Origin of the sequence: Halorubrum wangae (assembly GCF_051194135.1) — an archaeon.
Classification (GTDB): Archaea; Halobacteriota; Halobacteria; order Halobacteriales; family Haloferacaceae; genus Halorubrum.
In genome coordinates, this window is record NZ_JBLZNH010000001.1 from 904,907 (window position 1) to 920,323 (window position 15,417).

Annotated in this window: 15 protein-coding genes; 5 read left to right on the plus strand and 10 right to left on the minus strand. The window is 67.7% G+C overall.

All coding sequences use genetic code 11. The annotated features are described in order from the left end of the window. Positions 1 to 110: 110 nt before the first annotated feature. A complete protein-coding gene (locus ACNS84_RS04580; RefSeq protein WP_435073656.1) occupies positions 111 to 974 on the plus strand; it encodes an aldo/keto reductase in 864 nt (287 codons plus the stop codon). Positions 975 to 1,031: 57 nt separating this feature from the next. Here ACNS84_RS04580 and ACNS84_RS04585 read toward each other — a convergent pair whose 3' ends face one another. Then, on the minus strand, positions 1,032 to 2,381 hold the full coding sequence (locus ACNS84_RS04585; protein WP_435073657.1) for an adenylosuccinate synthase: 1,350 nt from the start codon (positions 2,379 to 2,381) through the stop codon (positions 1,032 to 1,034). 249 nt (positions 2,382 to 2,630) lie between these two features. On the opposite strand from ACNS84_RS04585, the gene ACNS84_RS04590 reads away from it, so the two are divergent. Beyond that, complete coding sequence (locus ACNS84_RS04590; RefSeq protein ID WP_004595838.1) at positions 2,631 to 2,936, plus strand: hypothetical protein; 306 nt, start codon at positions 2,631 to 2,633, stop codon at positions 2,934 to 2,936. A 166-nt stretch (positions 2,937 to 3,102) separates the two neighbouring features. Here ACNS84_RS04590 and ACNS84_RS04595 read toward each other — a convergent pair whose 3' ends face one another. From ACNS84_RS04595 to ACNS84_RS04605, 3 genes are all read right to left on the minus strand, one after another. Beyond that, positions 3,103 to 5,385, minus strand: coding sequence for a DUF7527 domain-containing protein (locus ACNS84_RS04595; RefSeq protein ID WP_435073658.1), 2,283 nt, complete (start codon positions 5,383 to 5,385; stop codon positions 3,103 to 3,105). 94 nt (positions 5,386 to 5,479) lie between these two features. Beyond that, the gene (locus ACNS84_RS04600; protein ID WP_435073659.1) at positions 5,480 to 5,953 is read right to left on the minus strand and encodes an NUDIX hydrolase; all 474 of its coding nucleotides are present in this window, start codon (positions 5,951 to 5,953) and stop codon (positions 5,480 to 5,482) included. A 120-nt stretch (positions 5,954 to 6,073) separates the two neighbouring features. Beyond that, complete coding sequence (locus tag ACNS84_RS04605; RefSeq protein ID WP_435073660.1) at positions 6,074 to 7,045, minus strand: transcription initiation factor IIB; 972 nt, start codon at positions 7,043 to 7,045, stop codon at positions 6,074 to 6,076. Between the two features lie 313 nt (positions 7,046 to 7,358). Between ACNS84_RS04605 and ACNS84_RS04610 the strand changes: the two genes are divergently transcribed. Together ACNS84_RS04610 and ACNS84_RS04615 are read left to right on the plus strand one after the other, a co-directional pair. Beyond that, complete coding sequence (locus ACNS84_RS04610) at positions 7,359 to 8,531, plus strand: M24 family metallopeptidase (protein WP_435073661.1); 1,173 nt, start codon at positions 7,359 to 7,361, stop codon at positions 8,529 to 8,531. A 106-nt stretch (positions 8,532 to 8,637) separates the two neighbouring features. Then, the gene (locus ACNS84_RS04615) at positions 8,638 to 9,822 is read left to right on the plus strand and encodes an MFS transporter (RefSeq protein ID WP_435073662.1); all 1,185 of its coding nucleotides are present in this window, start codon (positions 8,638 to 8,640) and stop codon (positions 9,820 to 9,822) included. Positions 9,823 to 9,845: 23 nt separating this feature from the next. Here ACNS84_RS04615 and ACNS84_RS04620 read toward each other — a convergent pair whose 3' ends face one another. The 6 genes from ACNS84_RS04620 to ACNS84_RS04645 form a co-directional block, all read right to left on the minus strand. Beyond that, the gene (locus ACNS84_RS04620) at positions 9,846 to 10,082 is read right to left on the minus strand and encodes a DUF7120 family protein (RefSeq protein ID WP_435073663.1); all 237 of its coding nucleotides are present in this window, start codon (positions 10,080 to 10,082) and stop codon (positions 9,846 to 9,848) included. A 53-nt stretch (positions 10,083 to 10,135) separates the two neighbouring features. Beyond that, positions 10,136 to 10,750: a CDP-alcohol phosphatidyltransferase family protein gene (locus ACNS84_RS04625; RefSeq protein ID WP_435073664.1), complete on the minus strand. Its 615-nt coding sequence runs from the start codon at positions 10,748 to 10,750 to the stop codon at positions 10,136 to 10,138. A 26-nt stretch (positions 10,751 to 10,776) separates the two neighbouring features. Beyond that, a complete protein-coding gene (locus ACNS84_RS04630) occupies positions 10,777 to 11,334 on the minus strand; it encodes an adenylate kinase family protein (RefSeq protein WP_435073665.1) in 558 nt (185 codons plus the stop codon). Then, entirely contained in the window at positions 11,331 to 12,425 is a 1,095-nt protein-coding gene (hisC, locus tag ACNS84_RS04635; RefSeq protein WP_435073666.1) for a histidinol-phosphate transaminase, read from the minus strand. The genes ACNS84_RS04630 and hisC overlap by 4 nt, the downstream gene beginning before the upstream one ends. 93 nt (positions 12,426 to 12,518) lie before the next feature. Then, positions 12,519 to 13,262: a fumarylacetoacetate hydrolase family protein gene (locus ACNS84_RS04640; RefSeq protein WP_435073667.1), complete on the minus strand. Its 744-nt coding sequence runs from the start codon at positions 13,260 to 13,262 to the stop codon at positions 12,519 to 12,521. A gap of 87 nt (positions 13,263 to 13,349) precedes the next feature. After that, positions 13,350 to 14,435: an ATP-binding protein gene (locus ACNS84_RS04645; RefSeq protein ID WP_435073668.1), complete on the minus strand. Its 1,086-nt coding sequence runs from the start codon at positions 14,433 to 14,435 to the stop codon at positions 13,350 to 13,352. A 204-nt stretch (positions 14,436 to 14,639) separates the two neighbouring features. Between ACNS84_RS04645 and ACNS84_RS04650 the strand changes: the two genes are divergently transcribed. Continuing rightward, positions 14,640 to 15,365: a metal-dependent hydrolase gene (locus ACNS84_RS04650; protein ID WP_435073669.1), complete on the plus strand. Its 726-nt coding sequence runs from the start codon at positions 14,640 to 14,642 to the stop codon at positions 15,363 to 15,365. Positions 15,366 to 15,417: the final 52 nt, after the last annotated feature.

Consider the following 15,417-nt stretch of genomic DNA (forward strand, 5'->3'; position numbering starts at 1 on the left):
GTTTATGAGTAGCGACGGACGCAAGACGGGCGACCGCTCGCGACCTAATCTCCGCGAGACGCCCTTCCACCACCCCCACGACTTTGCCAATGGACCGCGAACGAAAGGGTATGTCTCCATCGACCACCAGCAGGAGCGACACGTTCGATCTGGGCGGCGATCTGACCGTCAACCGCCTCGGCTTCGGCGCGATGCGGGTCACGGGCGAGGACATCATCGGTCGACCGGCCGACGAGGCCGACGCGAAGAACGTGCTCCAGCGCGCGGTCAACCTCGGCGTCGACTTCGTCGACACCGCCGACTCCTACGGGCCCGGCGTCTCGGAGCGACTGATCGGCGAGGCGCTCGGCGACCCCGACGACGTGGTGATCGCGTCGAAGGCCGGCCTGCTCCGCAATCGCGACGGCGATTGGCTCCCCCACGGAGACCCCGATTTCCTGAAGAATCAGGTGCTGTGTAGCCTCGACCGGCTCGGGACCGACACTATCGACCTGTATCAGTACCACCGCCCCGACCCCGACACCGACTTCGAGGCGTCGGTCCACGCGTTCGCGGAGATGATAGACGCCGGACAGATCGCACACGTCGGCCTCTCGAACGTCACCGTCGATCAGCTAGAGACCGCGACGGACATCGTCGACGTCGCGACCGTCCAGAACCGATACAACGTCGGACATCGCGACGACGAGGACGTGCTGCGCGCCTGCGAGCGGACCGACGTGGGCTTCATCCCGTGGGGGCCGATGTACACCGTCGACGACGACGGCGTCGCGGACGTGCTCGAGGAGGTGGCCGGCCGTCACGACGCGACGACCCGACAGGTCGCGCTCGCGTGGCTGCTGGAACACTCCGACGTGACGCTCCCGATCCCGGGCACGTCGAGCGTCGAACACCTCGAATCGAACGTCGCCGCCGCGGAGCTGTCGCTGACCGGTGAGGATATGGCTGCGCTCGATGGGATCGATCCAAAATAAGCGAGATCGAATCGCGTCTGGGCGGGCGCGGCGAGGGCCGCGACCGTCACCGCGTTCCTACTCGTCGAACGGGTTGGTCAGTTCGACCGTCTCCTCGCGGTCGGGACCGACGCCGACCGCGTAGACGGGCGTGTCGGTCTCGTCGGCGACGAACTCCAGATACTCGCGGGCCGCCTCGGGAAGCGCGTCGTAGCCGTCCGCGGCGACCGCGGCCGAGTCGAACTCCGCCCAGGTGTCGAGCGTCTCGTACACCGGCTCGCAGCGCTCCCAGCGGTCGGTCGTGGTGGGGACGGTGTCGATCTCTTCTCCGTCGATCTCGTAGGCGGTACACACCTTCAGTTCGTCCAGCCCGGCAAGCACGTCCACGTGGTTGACCGCGAGGCCGGTGAATCCGGAGACGCGCGCGGCGTGACGTAGCATCGGGAGATCGAGCCAGCCGATCCGACGCGGGCGACCGGTCACCGTGCCGAACTCGCCGCCCTTCTCGCGGATCTCGTCGGCGAGCGTCTCCTCGTCGGCGTCCCCGTCGAGTTCGGTCGGCATCGGCCCCTCGCCGACGCGCGAGAGGTACGCCTTCACGATGCCGACGACTTCGCCCTCGCCGACCGACGTGACGCCGAGTCCGGAGCCGACGGACGCGGCGCCCGCGGTCGGGTTCGAGGAGGTGACGAACGGGTAGTTCCCGTGGTCGACGTCGATGTGCGTCCCCTGCGCGCCCTCGAAGAGAATCTCGTCACCGGCCTCGTGGCGGCGGTAGAGGTAGTCGGAGCAGTTGACCGTCATCTCCTCCTCGGCGAGACGTTCGCCGATCGCGGAAAACTCCTCGTGGAGCGCGTCGACGTCGAACGCCTCGGCGCGGTCGTCGCCGATGTCGAGCCCGTACACGTCCTCCACAAGCGCGCGCTTCTGCGGGACCGCGTATTCGAGCTTGTCGCGGAGCACGTCGGGATCGAGGAGGTCGGCCACCCGGATGCCTCGGCGGCCCGCCTTGTCCTCGTACGTCGGGCCGATGCCGCGGCCGGTCGTCCCCACCTCGTCACCGGCGTCGTCGTCGGCCTTGACTTCCTCTTCGATCCCGTCCAGAACGCGGTGGTACGGCATGATAACGTGCGCTCGACGGGCGAGCCGCACGTCAGGTTCGAGCCCGCGCTCGCGCAGGTCATCTATCTCGGTGAACAGCGTGCGTGGGTTGATGACGCAGCCGTTGCCAAGGATGCCGACCGTGCCTCGGACGGCGCCGCTCGGTACCAGCGAGAGCTTGTACTCCGCGCCGCCCTCGACGACGGTGTGGCCGGCGTTGTCGCCGCCCTGATATCGGACTACGACGTCCGCGTCCCCTCCCCACCGGTCGACGAGCGCGCCCTTGCCCTCGTCACCCAGCTGGGAGCCGACGATGGTGAGTGTCATACGGCCCGTGGGTTCCGGCCGGGGGGTAAAACAGATTACGGTCTACAGACGCGATCACTGCATGATTGTGCATCAGATCGAGACGCGTCTACACGAGATATGCCCGTTCGTGCTGTCACTTCCCGGATCCGGCTGTCAATCCTAATCGAACACGTTAACTACTGCCACGTCAAAACGCCGGATCGAGCGACCCGGACCCCGTTCCCGACAGCAACTTTTAAACCGGGGCATGACTAGTTAACATGTGCCATGATAGATCGACTAGAGAAGGAGGTAGACATGCTGGAGCGACACCTCCAGGTTCTGCGGATGGTTATCGAAAACGAGCCGATCGGCATCGTCAAGATGTCGAACGAAACCGGGTACCCCCACCACAAAGTCCGGTACTCGCTGCGCGTGCTCGAAGAGGAAAACCTCATCGAGCCGTCCAGTCAGGGCGCCATCACGACCGAGCGCACCCACGAGTTCGTCGACGAACTCGACGAGAAACTCGACGAGACCGTCGAGAAACTCGGCTCGATGCGGATCGACGACGCCGCCGAACTCGAGAACTAACTGTTCGCGTTCGTCCGTCGCAGCGCCCGAGAGTCCGTGTTTCGTCGCGAGGGCGGCATAGCTAATTCTGTCTCAACTCACTCGTTGCTCCTGAGTTGGTCGTTAGGCGCGACGAGCCGGGCCACCATCTCCTCGTAAAATCGAGTTTCCTGCTTTCCCCGCCGCGTTACAGGTCCGGGACCGTCATATGGAACCCGCCGTCGCGAGCCTCGATCAGACAGAGGTGGTACCCCTGTTTTCGTGAGAGCTTCACGAAGCTCGAGCGCTTCGACCGGCTGAACAGCCCGCCGCCGACGGCGTCGCTCGCGGTCTCTAACGCCCCCGGCTCGAAGAAGCTCTCCGTCACTGCGAACGCCCCGGCGAACGAGTCGTTGGACTCGGCGATGTCGCGGCCGTTACCCACGAGCGACTCGAGCGCGCCCTCGGCGGTCGGGTCGCGGCTGTCGTTGAGGTCGGCGACGAACAGCGGGTTGCCCATCCGGTCGCGCAAGACGAGGTCGAACGTGCGCTGTTCGCGCGTCTCCTCGCCGTTCTCGCGGATCATGATCGACACCGACCCGCCGATCTCCGCGCGGTCGATCTCGGGGATGGCGTCGTAGAGGTCACGAAGCACGCTCTGGTTGCCGGTCCCGCTCACTTCGAACGGGAGGTCCTCAACGATCCATTGGGTAAACCCGTACTCGATCGTCTCTCGCAGGAATTCCTCGAACGGCCGCCCGTCGACCGCGAGTCCGTCCGTCTCGAAGCTCGTGTGGTGTTCGATCCGCAGGTTCTCGCGGAGCTCGTCCCGGCCGACCGAGCCGTCGTGGGCATCCTCGAGGGTCGCGCCGCCTTTCGACTCGTACCTGACGAAGAGGTTGGTTCCGCTCCGGGCCTCGGCGGGCGAAATCGTTCGGTCGCTCTCGGGAAGCCGCTCGCGGACCCCGGCGAGTTCCTCTCGCAGTCGGTCCCGTTCTTCGCGGAGCGACGCCATCTCTGTCTCCAATCGGTCGACCTCGCCGGCCAGCTCGTCTCGGTCCGCCGCCACCTCGTCTCGCTCGGCGACGACCGTCTCCAGCTCCGCTTCGAGCTCGGTGCGCTCCCGCTCGGACTCGTTCAGCGCCTGTTTCAGCTTCTGCAGGCGTTCGCGCCCGTCACCGCCGGCCCCACCGGAACGCTGCGATCGTTGCGAGACGGCCGACTGGTTCGAGTCGTCTTTCCCGGTCGAGCGGGGCCGGGGAGACTGCTCGTTCGCGGGCGCCGTCCGCTCGTTGGTCGCCTCCCGACCGGCGCCTGCGTCGGTACTGCGAGTCCGCTGAGAGGCGCGCCCGGAGGCCTTGGCGTCGCCGTTGCGTGCGCTCGGCGGATCGCTCGCCTCCGACGGGTCGAGCGCCGGGATAGACCGCTGCTCGCGCCACTGCTCCTCCTCGGAGAACACGTCGTCGCTCGGGCGCACTTCGCCGTCGCTCGAGTCGTTCGCCGGTGATTCGTCGGTGCGCACCGTGGAGTCGCTCGGCGCCTCGTCTCCGTTGCCGGCCGACGCGGCGGGGTTGTCTCGCGGCGTCGCCGTTCCGGGCGGCGCGTCGCTTCCCTCGCGTGGCTCGTCGTCGACGTCGTCGGTGTCGGACGAATCGATCCGGACGGGCGACGGGCTCTCGTCGTCGGCCGCGTCGGCCTCGGGGTCGGCCGTCGCCTCGCTCTCGCGGACCGCGGCCTCGGCGGCCTCGACGACCGATCCGTCGACCGTCGGGTCCGCGGGCTCTGCGTCATCGTCCGTTGTCGCGTGCTCGTCGTCGTCCGGCTGACTCGTCGGGTCCGACCGATCGTCCGAGACCACGCCGGCAGACGCGGGGCCGTCCTCCTCGGCGTCGTCGTCGGACTCCTCGTCGCTCGGGTCTGCGGCCGCCGAGGCGGAAGCGGTTCCGCCGGCGTCGGACGGAATCTCTCGGACCGTCAGATCGACCTCGTAGACGGTGTAGATCCCGACCTCGTCGTCAGCGAGCGAGAACGCCTTGTCGCCGGTCTCCAGCCGACGGGAGTTGCCGACGTACGCGGCAGACATCGATTCGCCGGCCGTGTAGGTGACGTAGTAGTCGCCGGAAAGCACGTTCTCCGACAGTTCGATGTAGCCGGTGAATCCTCCCTGCGAAAGCTTGCGATCGGCCTCTGAGAGCGGCGTGTCGTTCGTGTAGTACTGCGCCCGTGGCTCGACGCCCTGCTCCTGCATCGCGAACAGGACCGGCAGGACCGCCTCGGGGGACTCGTACAGCGTGCCGGACGCCTCCGCGAAGTCGTCCAGTTCGGCGTCGGCGGTGCCGACGACTCGGCCCTCGAACACGAACAGCCACCCCATGCCGTCAGTCGCCGCCCCGGAGAAGCCGCGGTCGACGAGCCGCCCGAGATCAGCGAACCCGTCCGAGAACTCGCGGGCGTCCCACTCGGTTATCTCCGATCGTCGCTGTGCGTCCATCTTGGCCTATGTCGCCTGCAACGACCCAAATACCTTCCGGACCGTGAGACGCTAGTCAGACGCGGACCGGGCTTCGTTCCGGCAACCGCGACCGTTACGCGTCCTCGACGGTCGCGATTGCCTCGCGGCCGAGGTCGATCACGTCAGACTGGAGGTCGCTGGCCGCTAGGTCGGCCGGCGTGTACCAGCGCCACGCATCTGGGTCGACCTCGTCGTCTCCGTCCGGTGCGATCTCACGGGAGTCGACACGGGCGTAGTAGAGGTGGTCGACGTGCTGGTGACCCACGGTGCCGTCCTCGTGAACGTTGATGTCGTGAAGCATGAGGTGGGCCGGCTCAGGAAGACCGCGTGTGTTCGGCCCCGTGATCGGCGATTCGGTCGCGACCAGTTCGGCACGCAGTCCGGTCTCCTCGCGGACTTCGCGGAGTGCTGCCTCGTGTGGAAGTTCGTCGCGGTCCACGTGGCCGCCCGGTGGGAGTCGGATACCGAGTCGATCGTGTGCGTGGAGGGCGGTCGCACCGTCGTTGACGACGTAGGTCGTCGCGGTGAAGTGACGGGTGGTCTCCATAGGCGTGGCTGGGGCCGTGAGGGCTTGTGCGTTCGGAACCGAGCCGCAAAACGAGTCGTCCGCGGTCCGGGCGTCAGCGAAGCGCGACGGAGCGTCGACGGACGCGGTCTGGCGGGCCGTTCAGTTCAGCGTGACGTCTTCCTCGGCCTCCAACAGCTCGTGGTACCGGTTTCGGATGGTTACTTCGCTGATGTTCGCCACGTCGCTGACCTCGCTCTGGGTGACCTTTTCGTTGACCAGTAGGGAGGCGGCGTACACCGCGGCGGCCGCGAGACCGACCGGCGACTTGCCGGAGTGGAGCCCCTGCGACTTCGCGGTCTCGAGCAGCGATCGGGCGCGTCGCTCAGCCTCGTCCGAGAGGCCGAGGTCGCTCGCGAACCGCGGGACGTAGCTCTCGGGGTCGGCCGGCTGGATCTCCAGCTTGAGTTCGCGAACGACGTATCGGTACGTCCGGGCGATCTCGTCCTTCTCCACCCGGGAGACGGCCGCGATCTCGTCGAGGCTGCGCGGCGTGCCCGCCTGCCGGGCGGCCGCGTACAGGGACGCGGTCGAGACGCCCTCGATGGACCGTCCCGGGAGGAGGTCCTCGTCGAGTGCGCGGCGGTAGATGACCGAGGCGGTCTCGCGGACGTTGTCCGGGAGCCCGAGCGCCGAGGCCATTCGGTCGATCTCGCCGAGCGCCTGCTTCAGGTTGCGCTCCTTGGAGTCGCGGGTGCGGAATCGCTCGTTCCAGGTGCGGAGCCGCTGCATCTTCTCGCGCTGTCGGCTGGAGAGGGACTTCCCGTAGGCGTCCTTGTCCTGCCAGCCGATGTTGGTCGAGAGCCCCTTATCGTGCATCATGTTGGTCGTCGGGGCGCCGACGCGCGACTTGTTGTCCTTCTCGCTGGCGTCGAACGCGCGCCACTCCGGCCCGCGGTCGATCTCGTCTTCCTCGACGACGAGCCCGCAGTCGACACACACGGTTTCGCCGTGTTCCGTGTCAGTCGCGAGCTGGCCGCTGCATTCGGGACATTCCAGTTCCTCGTCCGACGATTCGGTCTCTTTCTCGTCGTCGACGTGCTCCGTCGTATACGCTCGAACGTTTTCGCTCATTGGTTAGCTAAGGTGGAGGGACCGAGGGGGCCGAGAGACGCGTCTCGGTTTGTTTTCCTCACTAACGGGTAAGGCCTGAATGTATTTAAATCATTGTGTCGGTTTCGACACTGAAAACCGCGGAGAGAGGCCATCTCGAACGCCGCCACGGCCGTCGTGGCAGCAGTGTCTCTCGGGGGCGGCTGTGGCGGCCATCTCTCGCCGAGGAGGCGAATCCTACTATATAGATATTTCGTGATAGATGGCCGGTCCGACTCCGACCGCCCGGTTCCGCGAGGGCAACCGATTTGAGCGTCGCGCGAGCAGGGCGGGTATGAACCGGACACGGCTCGACGAGACGCTCGCCGGCCTCGACTCCGACGGGTATCTGCTCGACGCGTCACAGGAGGACGCGAACCAACTGTACCTCTCGGGGTTCACCGGACCTGATCCCTTCCTGACGCTGTACGCCGACGGCGAGGTCCACGTGCTCGTCTCCGGGCTGGAGTACGGCCGGGCGAAGGCCGAGGCCGACGCCGACACCGTCGAACGCCACGCCGATTACGACTACGAGTACGGGGGCCGCGAGGAGCGGTACGACATGTACGCCGCGTTCGCCCGCGACAAGGGCGTCGAGTCGGTGTCGATGCCGCCGCGCGGCCCGGTTGGGACCGCAGATGCGATGCGCGAGCGCGACATCGACGTCGCGGTCGACGGCGACGACCTCCTCCAAGAGGTCCGAGCCGTAAAGACGGACGCGGAGGTCGACGCGATCCACGAGGCCCAGCGGGCGAACGAGGCGGCGATGCGCGCCGCCGAGGAACTGCTCGCGAGCGCGGACGTGGCCGCCGAGGGCGATGACGCCGAAACGGGGGTCTTGCTGTCCGAGGGCGAGCCACTCACCAGCGAGCGCGTCGCTGAGGAGATCGAAGTGACCCTGCTCCGGCACGGCTGCGCCCTCGATGAGACGATCGTCGCTGGCGGGGCACAGGCGGCCGACCCGCACGACCGTGGCTTCGGTCCCCTGCGGGCGAACGAGGCGATCATCGTCGACATCTTCCCGCGCTCGAAGGCGACGAAGTACAACGCGGACATGACTCGGACCTTCTGCGTCGGCGATCCGCCGGCGGCGCTCCGCGAGTGGTACGACCTCACCGAGCGCGCGCTCGACGCCGCGCTCGACGCCGTCGAGCCGGGCGCAACCGGCGCAGACGTCCACGCCGCGGCCTGCGAGGTGTACGAAGAGGCCGGCGAGCCGACGTTCCGAACCGACCCCGAGACGGAGACCGGATTCATCCACTCGACCGGCCACGGGATCGGCCTCGACGTCCACGAGTCCCCCCGGCTTGCGAGCGGCGGCGGCGAACTGGAGGCCGGTCACGTGATAACCGTCGAGCCGGGGCTGTACGACCCCGACGTCGGCGGCGTCCGGATCGAGGACCTCGTCGTCGTCACGGAGGACGGGTACGAGAACCTCACCGAGTACCCGGTCGCGTTCGAGGTCTGAGGAAGCGCCCGCCGGCTTCCGCCACGGTGGGTGACCAGGCTCGCTCATACCCGGCCCGGTTGGCCGCGACCGGAACCCGCTTCCACCCCGGTCGAGAACGTCGACCGTGAACTGGCGGTACCGGCACACGGCGCTCGCCCTCTGCACGCTCGCGTTCACCGCGACGATGGTCGCTCGGCTGGCCATCAGCCCGCTCGTCCCCCGGATCACATCTGAGTTCGGCGTGACGAACGCGACCGTCGGCCTCGCGCTCTCGGGGATGTGGCTGGCGTACGCTCTGGCGCAGTTCCCGTCCGGCGTGCTCGGCGACCGCTACGGGGAGCGCGCCGTCATCCTGACCGCCGTCGGCGCCACCGCGGTCGCCTCCCTCCTGATCGCGTTCTCGCCGTCTATCGGCGTTTTCATGCTCTTCACAGTGGTGCTCGGGGCGGGCGCGGGGCTCCACTACACCGTGGCGACGACGTTCCTCGCCAAGCAGTTCGACGACATCGGCCGCGCCATCGGTATCCACGTCGCCGGCGGGCCGATAGCCGGCCTCGCCGCGCCGCCGCTCGCCGCGCTCGTCGGCTCGCGGTACGGGTGGCGGGCCGGTATCCTCCTCGGCGTCGTCGTCGCGGTGCCCGTCTTCGTGCTGTTCGCGTGGCGGGTCCGTCCCACCGAGAGCGTCCGTCCCGACCAGGCGATGCGCGAGCGGTTCGCGCTCGACCAGCTCATCGGACTGCTCTCGCGGCCGCCGATACTCTACACGACCGTGCTGGCGACGCTGGGCGCGTTCACGTGGCAGGCGACGGCCTCCTTCCTCCCGACGTTCCTCGAGGTCGGCAGCGGCCTCTCGACGGCGCTGGCGGCCCTGTTGTTCTCGCTGTACTTCCTGGTCCACGGCGGCTCCCAACCGCTCACGGGCTCACTCTCGGACCGCTTCGGCCGCGACGTGACCGCCATGGGTACGATGAGCGCCGGCGTCGTCGGCTACGGGCTCTTGGTCGCGACGGTGAGGTACGACCTTGGGCTCGGTCCGACGGTCGTCGCCGTCGGCATCGTCGGCGTCGCGATGTCGTGGGGTGCCCCTGTCCAGTCGCGGTTCATGGACCTGCTGTCCGACGAGGAGCGGGGCGCCGGGTTCGGGCTCGTCCGGACCGCCTACATGGTGATCGGCGCGTCCGGGAGCGTCGTTGTCGGGACGATATCCGACGTGGCTGGGTGGGCGCCGGCGTTCGGACTGCTCGCCGGCGTGATGGCGCTGGGGCTGGCCGCGCTGCTCGCGAATCGGGCGCTCGGGCTGGGGTACTGACGGTCGGCTGTTTAAAAGGGGCGTTACAGTCGGTCGTCTTCGAGACTGCCCGGATCCTGCGCCGTGTCGAACATGTTGTTCTCCGCGCCGTCGAGCATCTCGTCGCGCGGCTCGTCATCGACGATGCTCACGTTGTACGCCTCGATGCCGGAGGCGATGAGGTCCTCGGCGGCCTGTTCCTCGGAGACGAACTCCTGGTCTGCGAGCTGCTGGAACTCCGCGTAGACGTCGTCCGAGAGGTTGAGTTCGAAGGTCGGCATACCCCTCCGTTCCGGCCGGATGCTTTTAAACATTCCCTCGGACGACCTCGGAGTCAGAGTCCGCCGCTCAGGTCGCCCCACGCGCCGCGGAAGCGCTGAACAGCGGTCAGGTGGCCGACGGCGGCGAACAGCACAAGCAGGAGGCCGACGACGTTCAGGCCGACGACGATGGGCGCCGAGTAGACGGCGGCAAGGAGACCGACGACGCCCATTAACGCGAGTCGGTCGGCCCGACCGAGGAGTCCGCCGTACTCGCGCCCGATGCCGACCGCCTGAATCTGGGTGCCCATGTACGAGGTCATCAGGACGCCGGTGACGGCGAGAAAGCCGAGGGCGTACGCCTCGGCCCCGACCGTGAACCCCGCGATTATCGCGATGTCGGCGTAGCGATCGAGGACGTGATCGAGGAGGTCGCCGCCGTCCGAGGAGACCCCGAGGTGGCGCGCGAGCGCGCCGTCGACGAGGTCGAGCCAGCCGTTGAGCAGGACGCAAACCGCGCCGACGGCGTAAAAGAGCGGTTCGCCGATCGCGAACGCCCCCGCGGCCGCGACGGCGACGCCGAACGCGACGACGCTCACTTGGTCCGGCGAGAGCCCGAGCCGGGCCGCCGCTCGCACCCACGGGCCGAGCAGGCGGTCCGCGACCGAGCGGTACTGGTCGAGAGTCATCTACTGTCCCGACCGTCGCGGGCGGGTCATATATAATCCATGAAGTCGACGGTCCCGGCGCTCGGCTCGCGCTCCCCCTCGATCGCGGCGCGGATCTCGGCGGCCACGGCCGCGGGGTCCAGATCGGTCGTGTCGACCTCGTAGACGTTCTCGACCCCGTGCTCTGCGACGGCCTCCGAGAGGATCACGTCGAGCGCCTCGCTCTCCGCGTTCTCCTCGGCGGTCGCGTCCGACTCCCCGCGCTCGCGGAGTCGCGCCTCGACCGTCTCCGGGTGACATCGCAGCACGACCACGCGGTCGACGTCAAACCGATGCGCGAGGTGCGAGTCGAGCACGCCCCTCCAGTCGCCGAGGTGTTCGCGCACCGCGTCGAGGTCGGCGACGAGCGTGTCGCGGTCAGCGTCGCGCTCGCTCCAGAGGCCGTCGTCGCCCTTTATCAGGTCGTTGAGGTGGATGACATCGTACTCGCCTTCGAGCAGGGCAGTCGCCGTCGACTTGCCGGTTCCGGGGGTTCCGGTGACGGCGACGCGAGCGGGGACGTCCGGGTCGGTCTCTCCGGCGTCCGCCGTCGATTCCTCGCTCACGCTCGAACACCAAGCCCGAGGTCGGCGAGCGTCTCGTTGAGCCGCTCGACCGCCTCGCGCGTCTCCCCGCGAGTGCCGGTCGAGATCCGGACGTGATTCGGGAGCCCGAACGAGGTGCAGTCGCGGATGATCACGCCGCGCTCCTGCGCCGCGTCGGCGACCCGCTCCGCGTCGCCGACCTCGGCGAGCACGAAGTTCCCGGCCGACTCCACCGTCGGCGCGTCGAGTTCGCTCGCGATGTACTCGCGCGCCCAGCGGGCAGATTCGACCGACTCCTCGACGTGCGACTCGTCGTCGAGGGCGGCAAGGGCGGCACGGCACGCCAACTCGTTCGCCGCGAACGGCGTGTTCACGCGGGCGTACGCCTCGCCCCACGCCTCCGGCACGACGCTGAATCCGATCCGGAGTCCCGCGAGGCCGTAGGCCTTCGAGAACGTCCGGAGCACCGCCACGTCGTCGCGTTCGTCGACCAGCGGGATCGCGCTGTCGACCTCAGCGAACTCCCCGTATGCCTCGTCCACGATGACGAGCGTCTCCTCGGCGGTCGCGTCTGCGATCGCCTCGATTTCGTCCAACGGCATCGTCGATCCCGAGGGGTTGTGCGGGGAGGTGACGTAGACGATCCGCTCGCCGCCGTAGGCGCTCAGGACCGTCTCCGCGTCCTGTGCGAACCCGTCGGCAGCGTCGAGCGCGTACTCCGTCACCTCACCGTGGTGGTAGCGGGCCGACATCCCGTAGTACGCGAAGCCGGGCGCCGGGACGAGGACCTCATCGCTCGGCTCCAGCGCGGCCCGCGCGAGGTAGTCGATCGAGCCGTCCGCACCGGGTGAGACCCACACCTGCTCGGTCGAGACCTCCCATTTCTCAGCGATCTTCGCGGTGAGGTCGGTGTGCGAGGATTTCGGGTACTGGTGCACGCGGTCGGCGTGCTCGCGGATCGCTTCGATCGCCGCGGGGCTCGGGCCGTGAGGGTTCTCGTTCGACGAGAGCTTGATCAGGTCGTCGGGGTCGATCCCGCGCTCGCGGGCGACCTCCTCGACGCCTCGGCCCGGCACGTACGGTGAGTGATCGGAGAGATCCCGTGGTTCCATACCGGGAATCGGAGTGGCTCGGATTTAAGCGTGGTCGTACCCGGCGCGGATCGGGAGACCCGCCTGCATTCACGGCGTCCGCCCCGCGGACGCTCAGGGAACCCGCACGTCGTGTTCGAGCGTCCCGACGCCCTCGACTTCGATTTCGACGGTGTCGCCGTCGGCGAGTGCCCCCACGCCCTCCGGCGTCCCGGTCGCGATCACGTCACCGGCCTCCAGCGTGAGGTAGGTGGTAATCTCCTCGATCAGGGTCGGCACGTCGAAGATCATGTGCTCGCGGTCGCTCGACTGCTTCGTCTCCCCGTTCACCCGGAGTTCGACGCTCGCGTCCGCGGGGACCTCGTCAGGCGTCGCCAGCACGGGCCCGAGCGGCGCGGCGTTGTCGAACGCCTTGCCGCGCACCCAGTTCTGCTCGCGGTTCTGGTCGTCGCGGTTCGAGACGTCGTTCATGCAGGTGAACCCGGCGACGACGTCCATCGCGTCGTCCGCGTCGACCGCCTTACACTGCTCGCCGATCACGACCGCCAGCTCCGCCTCCCAGTCGATCCTGTCTTTCCCGGCCGGGACGGTGACCGTGTCGCCGTGGCTCGCCAGCGCGTTCGGCGGCTTCAAAAAGAGAAGCGGTCGGTCCGGCACGTCGTTGCCGAGTTCGGCCGCGTGGTCGGCGTAGTTGCGACCGATACAGACGATTTTCGTCGGCTCCGTCGGCGGCAACACGTCGATAGCGGGATCGTCGAGCGCGTACTCGTCGCCGCCGAAGGCGACCGTATCGCCCTCCGGGTCGTAGGTGCCTTCGCGGATCGAACCGGCCGGGTCGCGGAATCGTGCGCGGTGCATGACCGCTCGATCGAACGGTGGCTTAAAAGGGTTGCCGGAGCCGGCGGTTCGGCGCAGTCTCTCGGCCGGACGAGGGACGATCCGCGTTCAGGGCCGACGGAGGCGGATCGAGACGTCGTTGCCGCCGAGGTCGTCGCTGACGCCGAACGAGAGTTCGCCGCCGAACGCCTCGACGGTGAGTTCGGTGAGCCAGAGCCCCAACCCGCTCCCGTGGTACGTCGGCGAGATCGCCTCGTCGTCTTGGATCACGTCGCGCTCGTTGAGCGGGATTCGCGGCCCGTCGTCTTCCACGTGGAGGACCGCCCACTCCGCCGCGGTCGCGTCCGGCTCGTCGGTGGGATCATCGAGGCGAACGTGAACCCGCGGCGCCTCGCTCGGGTTGTGTTCGATCGCGTTGTCCACCAGGCCGTCGATCGCGTACCGGAGCCGGTCGTCGGCCAGCACGGTCTCGCCGTCGTCGACGGTGACGTCGATGACGGCGTTCGGTGAGCGCCTGCGGTGCTCGTCGACGACCGTGCGGACCACGGTTCCGACGTCGATATCGACCGTCTCGTCCGTCGTTCGCTGGAGGATGCGACGGATGTGGCCGGCCTCTTCTGCGAGCCGTTCGAGCTCACGGGCCGCGCGCTCGACGGTCGCCGCCGACTCGATGGTCGCCGCGTCAGGTTCGTCAAACTCCGCCAGCAGGCGCGTCGTGTGGCCGGCGACGATGTTCGCGTTGTTCCGGAGGTTGTGCCGGAGGATGCGGTTGAGGACCTTCAGTCGGCGCTCGTTCCGCGCTATCTCCGTCAGGTCGGTGTACACCGCGAAGCCGCCGGACCCGACGCCGTCTTCGTACGGAATCCCGCGGTATAGAAACTCGCGGAGCCCGTTGGCGGTCTCGCGGGTGACCTCCTGGTAGTTGATCTCGCCCGACGACGTGTTCGCGTCCAAGCCGCGCGCCTCCGCTATCTTCCAGTCGGGGACCACCCACTCGTTGAGTGGTTGCCCCCGAATCGCGTCGGCGTCGTACCCGAACACGTCCACGAACGAGCGGTTCACCGACACGACGATGGGCTCCTGATCGACGAGTTCGAACTCGACCACCGCGTCCTGAACGTGCTCGATCAAGTGACGGTATCGGTCCGTCTGTTCGTCGTCGCCGACGCGACCGTCGGATCCCTCACTCTCCATGGCGTTTTTCCACTACCACAAAAGAATGTGTCCGCATCGTGTTCATAAGCGTGTCCTCGCGGAAATATATTGCCATGTATGGGAGAAAATCGGATCGAACGTTCAAATTAGAGAGCTCGGCATTCAGCTCGCTCGAACGCGGGTCGATCGGCGTTTTGCGGAGTCGACTTTTATTATTACTCGCTGAGAGGATGCACACGTACTATGGAACTCACATGGCACGGCCACTCGACGTGGCACGTTCTCGTCGATGACACGGAGCTGCTGATCGACCCGTTCTTCGACAACCCGATGACAGACGTCGACCCCGAAGAACTCGACCCCGATTACCTCCTCCTGACCCACGGGCACGCTGACCACATCGGCGACGCCGCCGCGTTCCCGGACGCCACCGTGGTCGCCACCCCGGAGCTCACGGGGTACGTCCAGGAGGAATTCGGCCTCGAACACACCCTCCCGGCGGGCGGGATGAACATCGGCGGCACCGTCGAGTGCGGCGACGCGTGGGTGACGATGGTCCGCGCGGACCACTCGAACGGCATCGAGAACGACCCAGACTACTCCGCCGGGATGCCGGCCGGCTTCGTGATCGGCGACAAGAAGCCGACCCAGGAGTCCGACCCGGACTGCACCACGTTCTACCACGCAGGCGACACCGGACTGATGACCGAGATGGTCGACGTGATCGCGCCGTACCTCGAACCCGACGCCGCTGCACTCCCCGCAGGCGACCACTTCACGATGGGGCCCGCGGGCGCCGGTATCGCCGCGGACTGGGTTGGCGCCGACGTGGTGTTCCCGATGCACTACGACACGTTCCCGCCGATCGAGATCGATACGCGGGAGTTCGTCAACGAGGTAAAAGCGGCCGGCGCCGCCGCCGAACCCGTCGTTCTCGAGGGCGACGAGACGTACACGTTGGAGTCGTAAGCGCACGCCGTCGAGGCGGTGTTCGGACGCCCGCGCTACCGCCGCGGACGGC

Excerpts from the sequence above, each read along its gene's own strand:
- ACNS84_RS04610 (WP_435073661.1), top strand. The coding sequence starts at position 7,359 with ATGAACCGGACACGGCTCGACGAGACGCTCGCCGGCCTCGACTCCGAC.
- ACNS84_RS04595 (WP_435073658.1), bottom strand. The coding sequence starts at position 5,385 with ATGGACGCACAGCGACGATCGGAGATAACCGAGTGGGACGCCCGCGAG.
- ACNS84_RS04590 (WP_004595838.1), top strand. The coding sequence starts at position 2,631 with ATGATAGATCGACTAGAGAAGGAGGTAGACATGCTGGAGCGACACCTC.
- ACNS84_RS04645 (WP_435073668.1), bottom strand. The coding sequence starts at position 14,435 with ATGGAGAGTGAGGGATCCGACGGTCGCGTCGGCGACGACGAACAGACG.
- ACNS84_RS04600 (WP_435073659.1), bottom strand. The coding sequence starts at position 5,953 with ATGGAGACCACCCGTCACTTCACCGCGACGACCTACGTCGTCAACGAC.
- ACNS84_RS04585 (WP_435073657.1), bottom strand. The coding sequence starts at position 2,381 with ATGACACTCACCATCGTCGGCTCCCAGCTGGGTGACGAGGGCAAGGGC.
- ACNS84_RS04580 (WP_435073656.1), top strand. The coding sequence starts at position 111 with ATGTCTCCATCGACCACCAGCAGGAGCGACACGTTCGATCTGGGCGGC.
- hisC (WP_435073666.1), bottom strand. The coding sequence starts at position 12,425 with ATGGAACCACGGGATCTCTCCGATCACTCACCGTACGTGCCGGGCCGA.
- ACNS84_RS04650 (WP_435073669.1), top strand. The coding sequence starts at position 14,640 with ATGGAACTCACATGGCACGGCCACTCGACGTGGCACGTTCTCGTCGAT.
- ACNS84_RS04620 (WP_435073663.1), bottom strand. The coding sequence starts at position 10,082 with ATGCCGACCTTCGAACTCAACCTCTCGGACGACGTCTACGCGGAGTTC.
- ACNS84_RS04625 (WP_435073664.1), bottom strand. The coding sequence starts at position 10,750 with ATGACTCTCGACCAGTACCGCTCGGTCGCGGACCGCCTGCTCGGCCCG.
- ACNS84_RS04640 (WP_435073667.1), bottom strand. The coding sequence starts at position 13,262 with ATGCACCGCGCACGATTCCGCGACCCGGCCGGTTCGATCCGCGAAGGC.
- ACNS84_RS04605 (WP_435073660.1), bottom strand. The coding sequence starts at position 7,045 with ATGAGCGAAAACGTTCGAGCGTATACGACGGAGCACGTCGACGACGAG.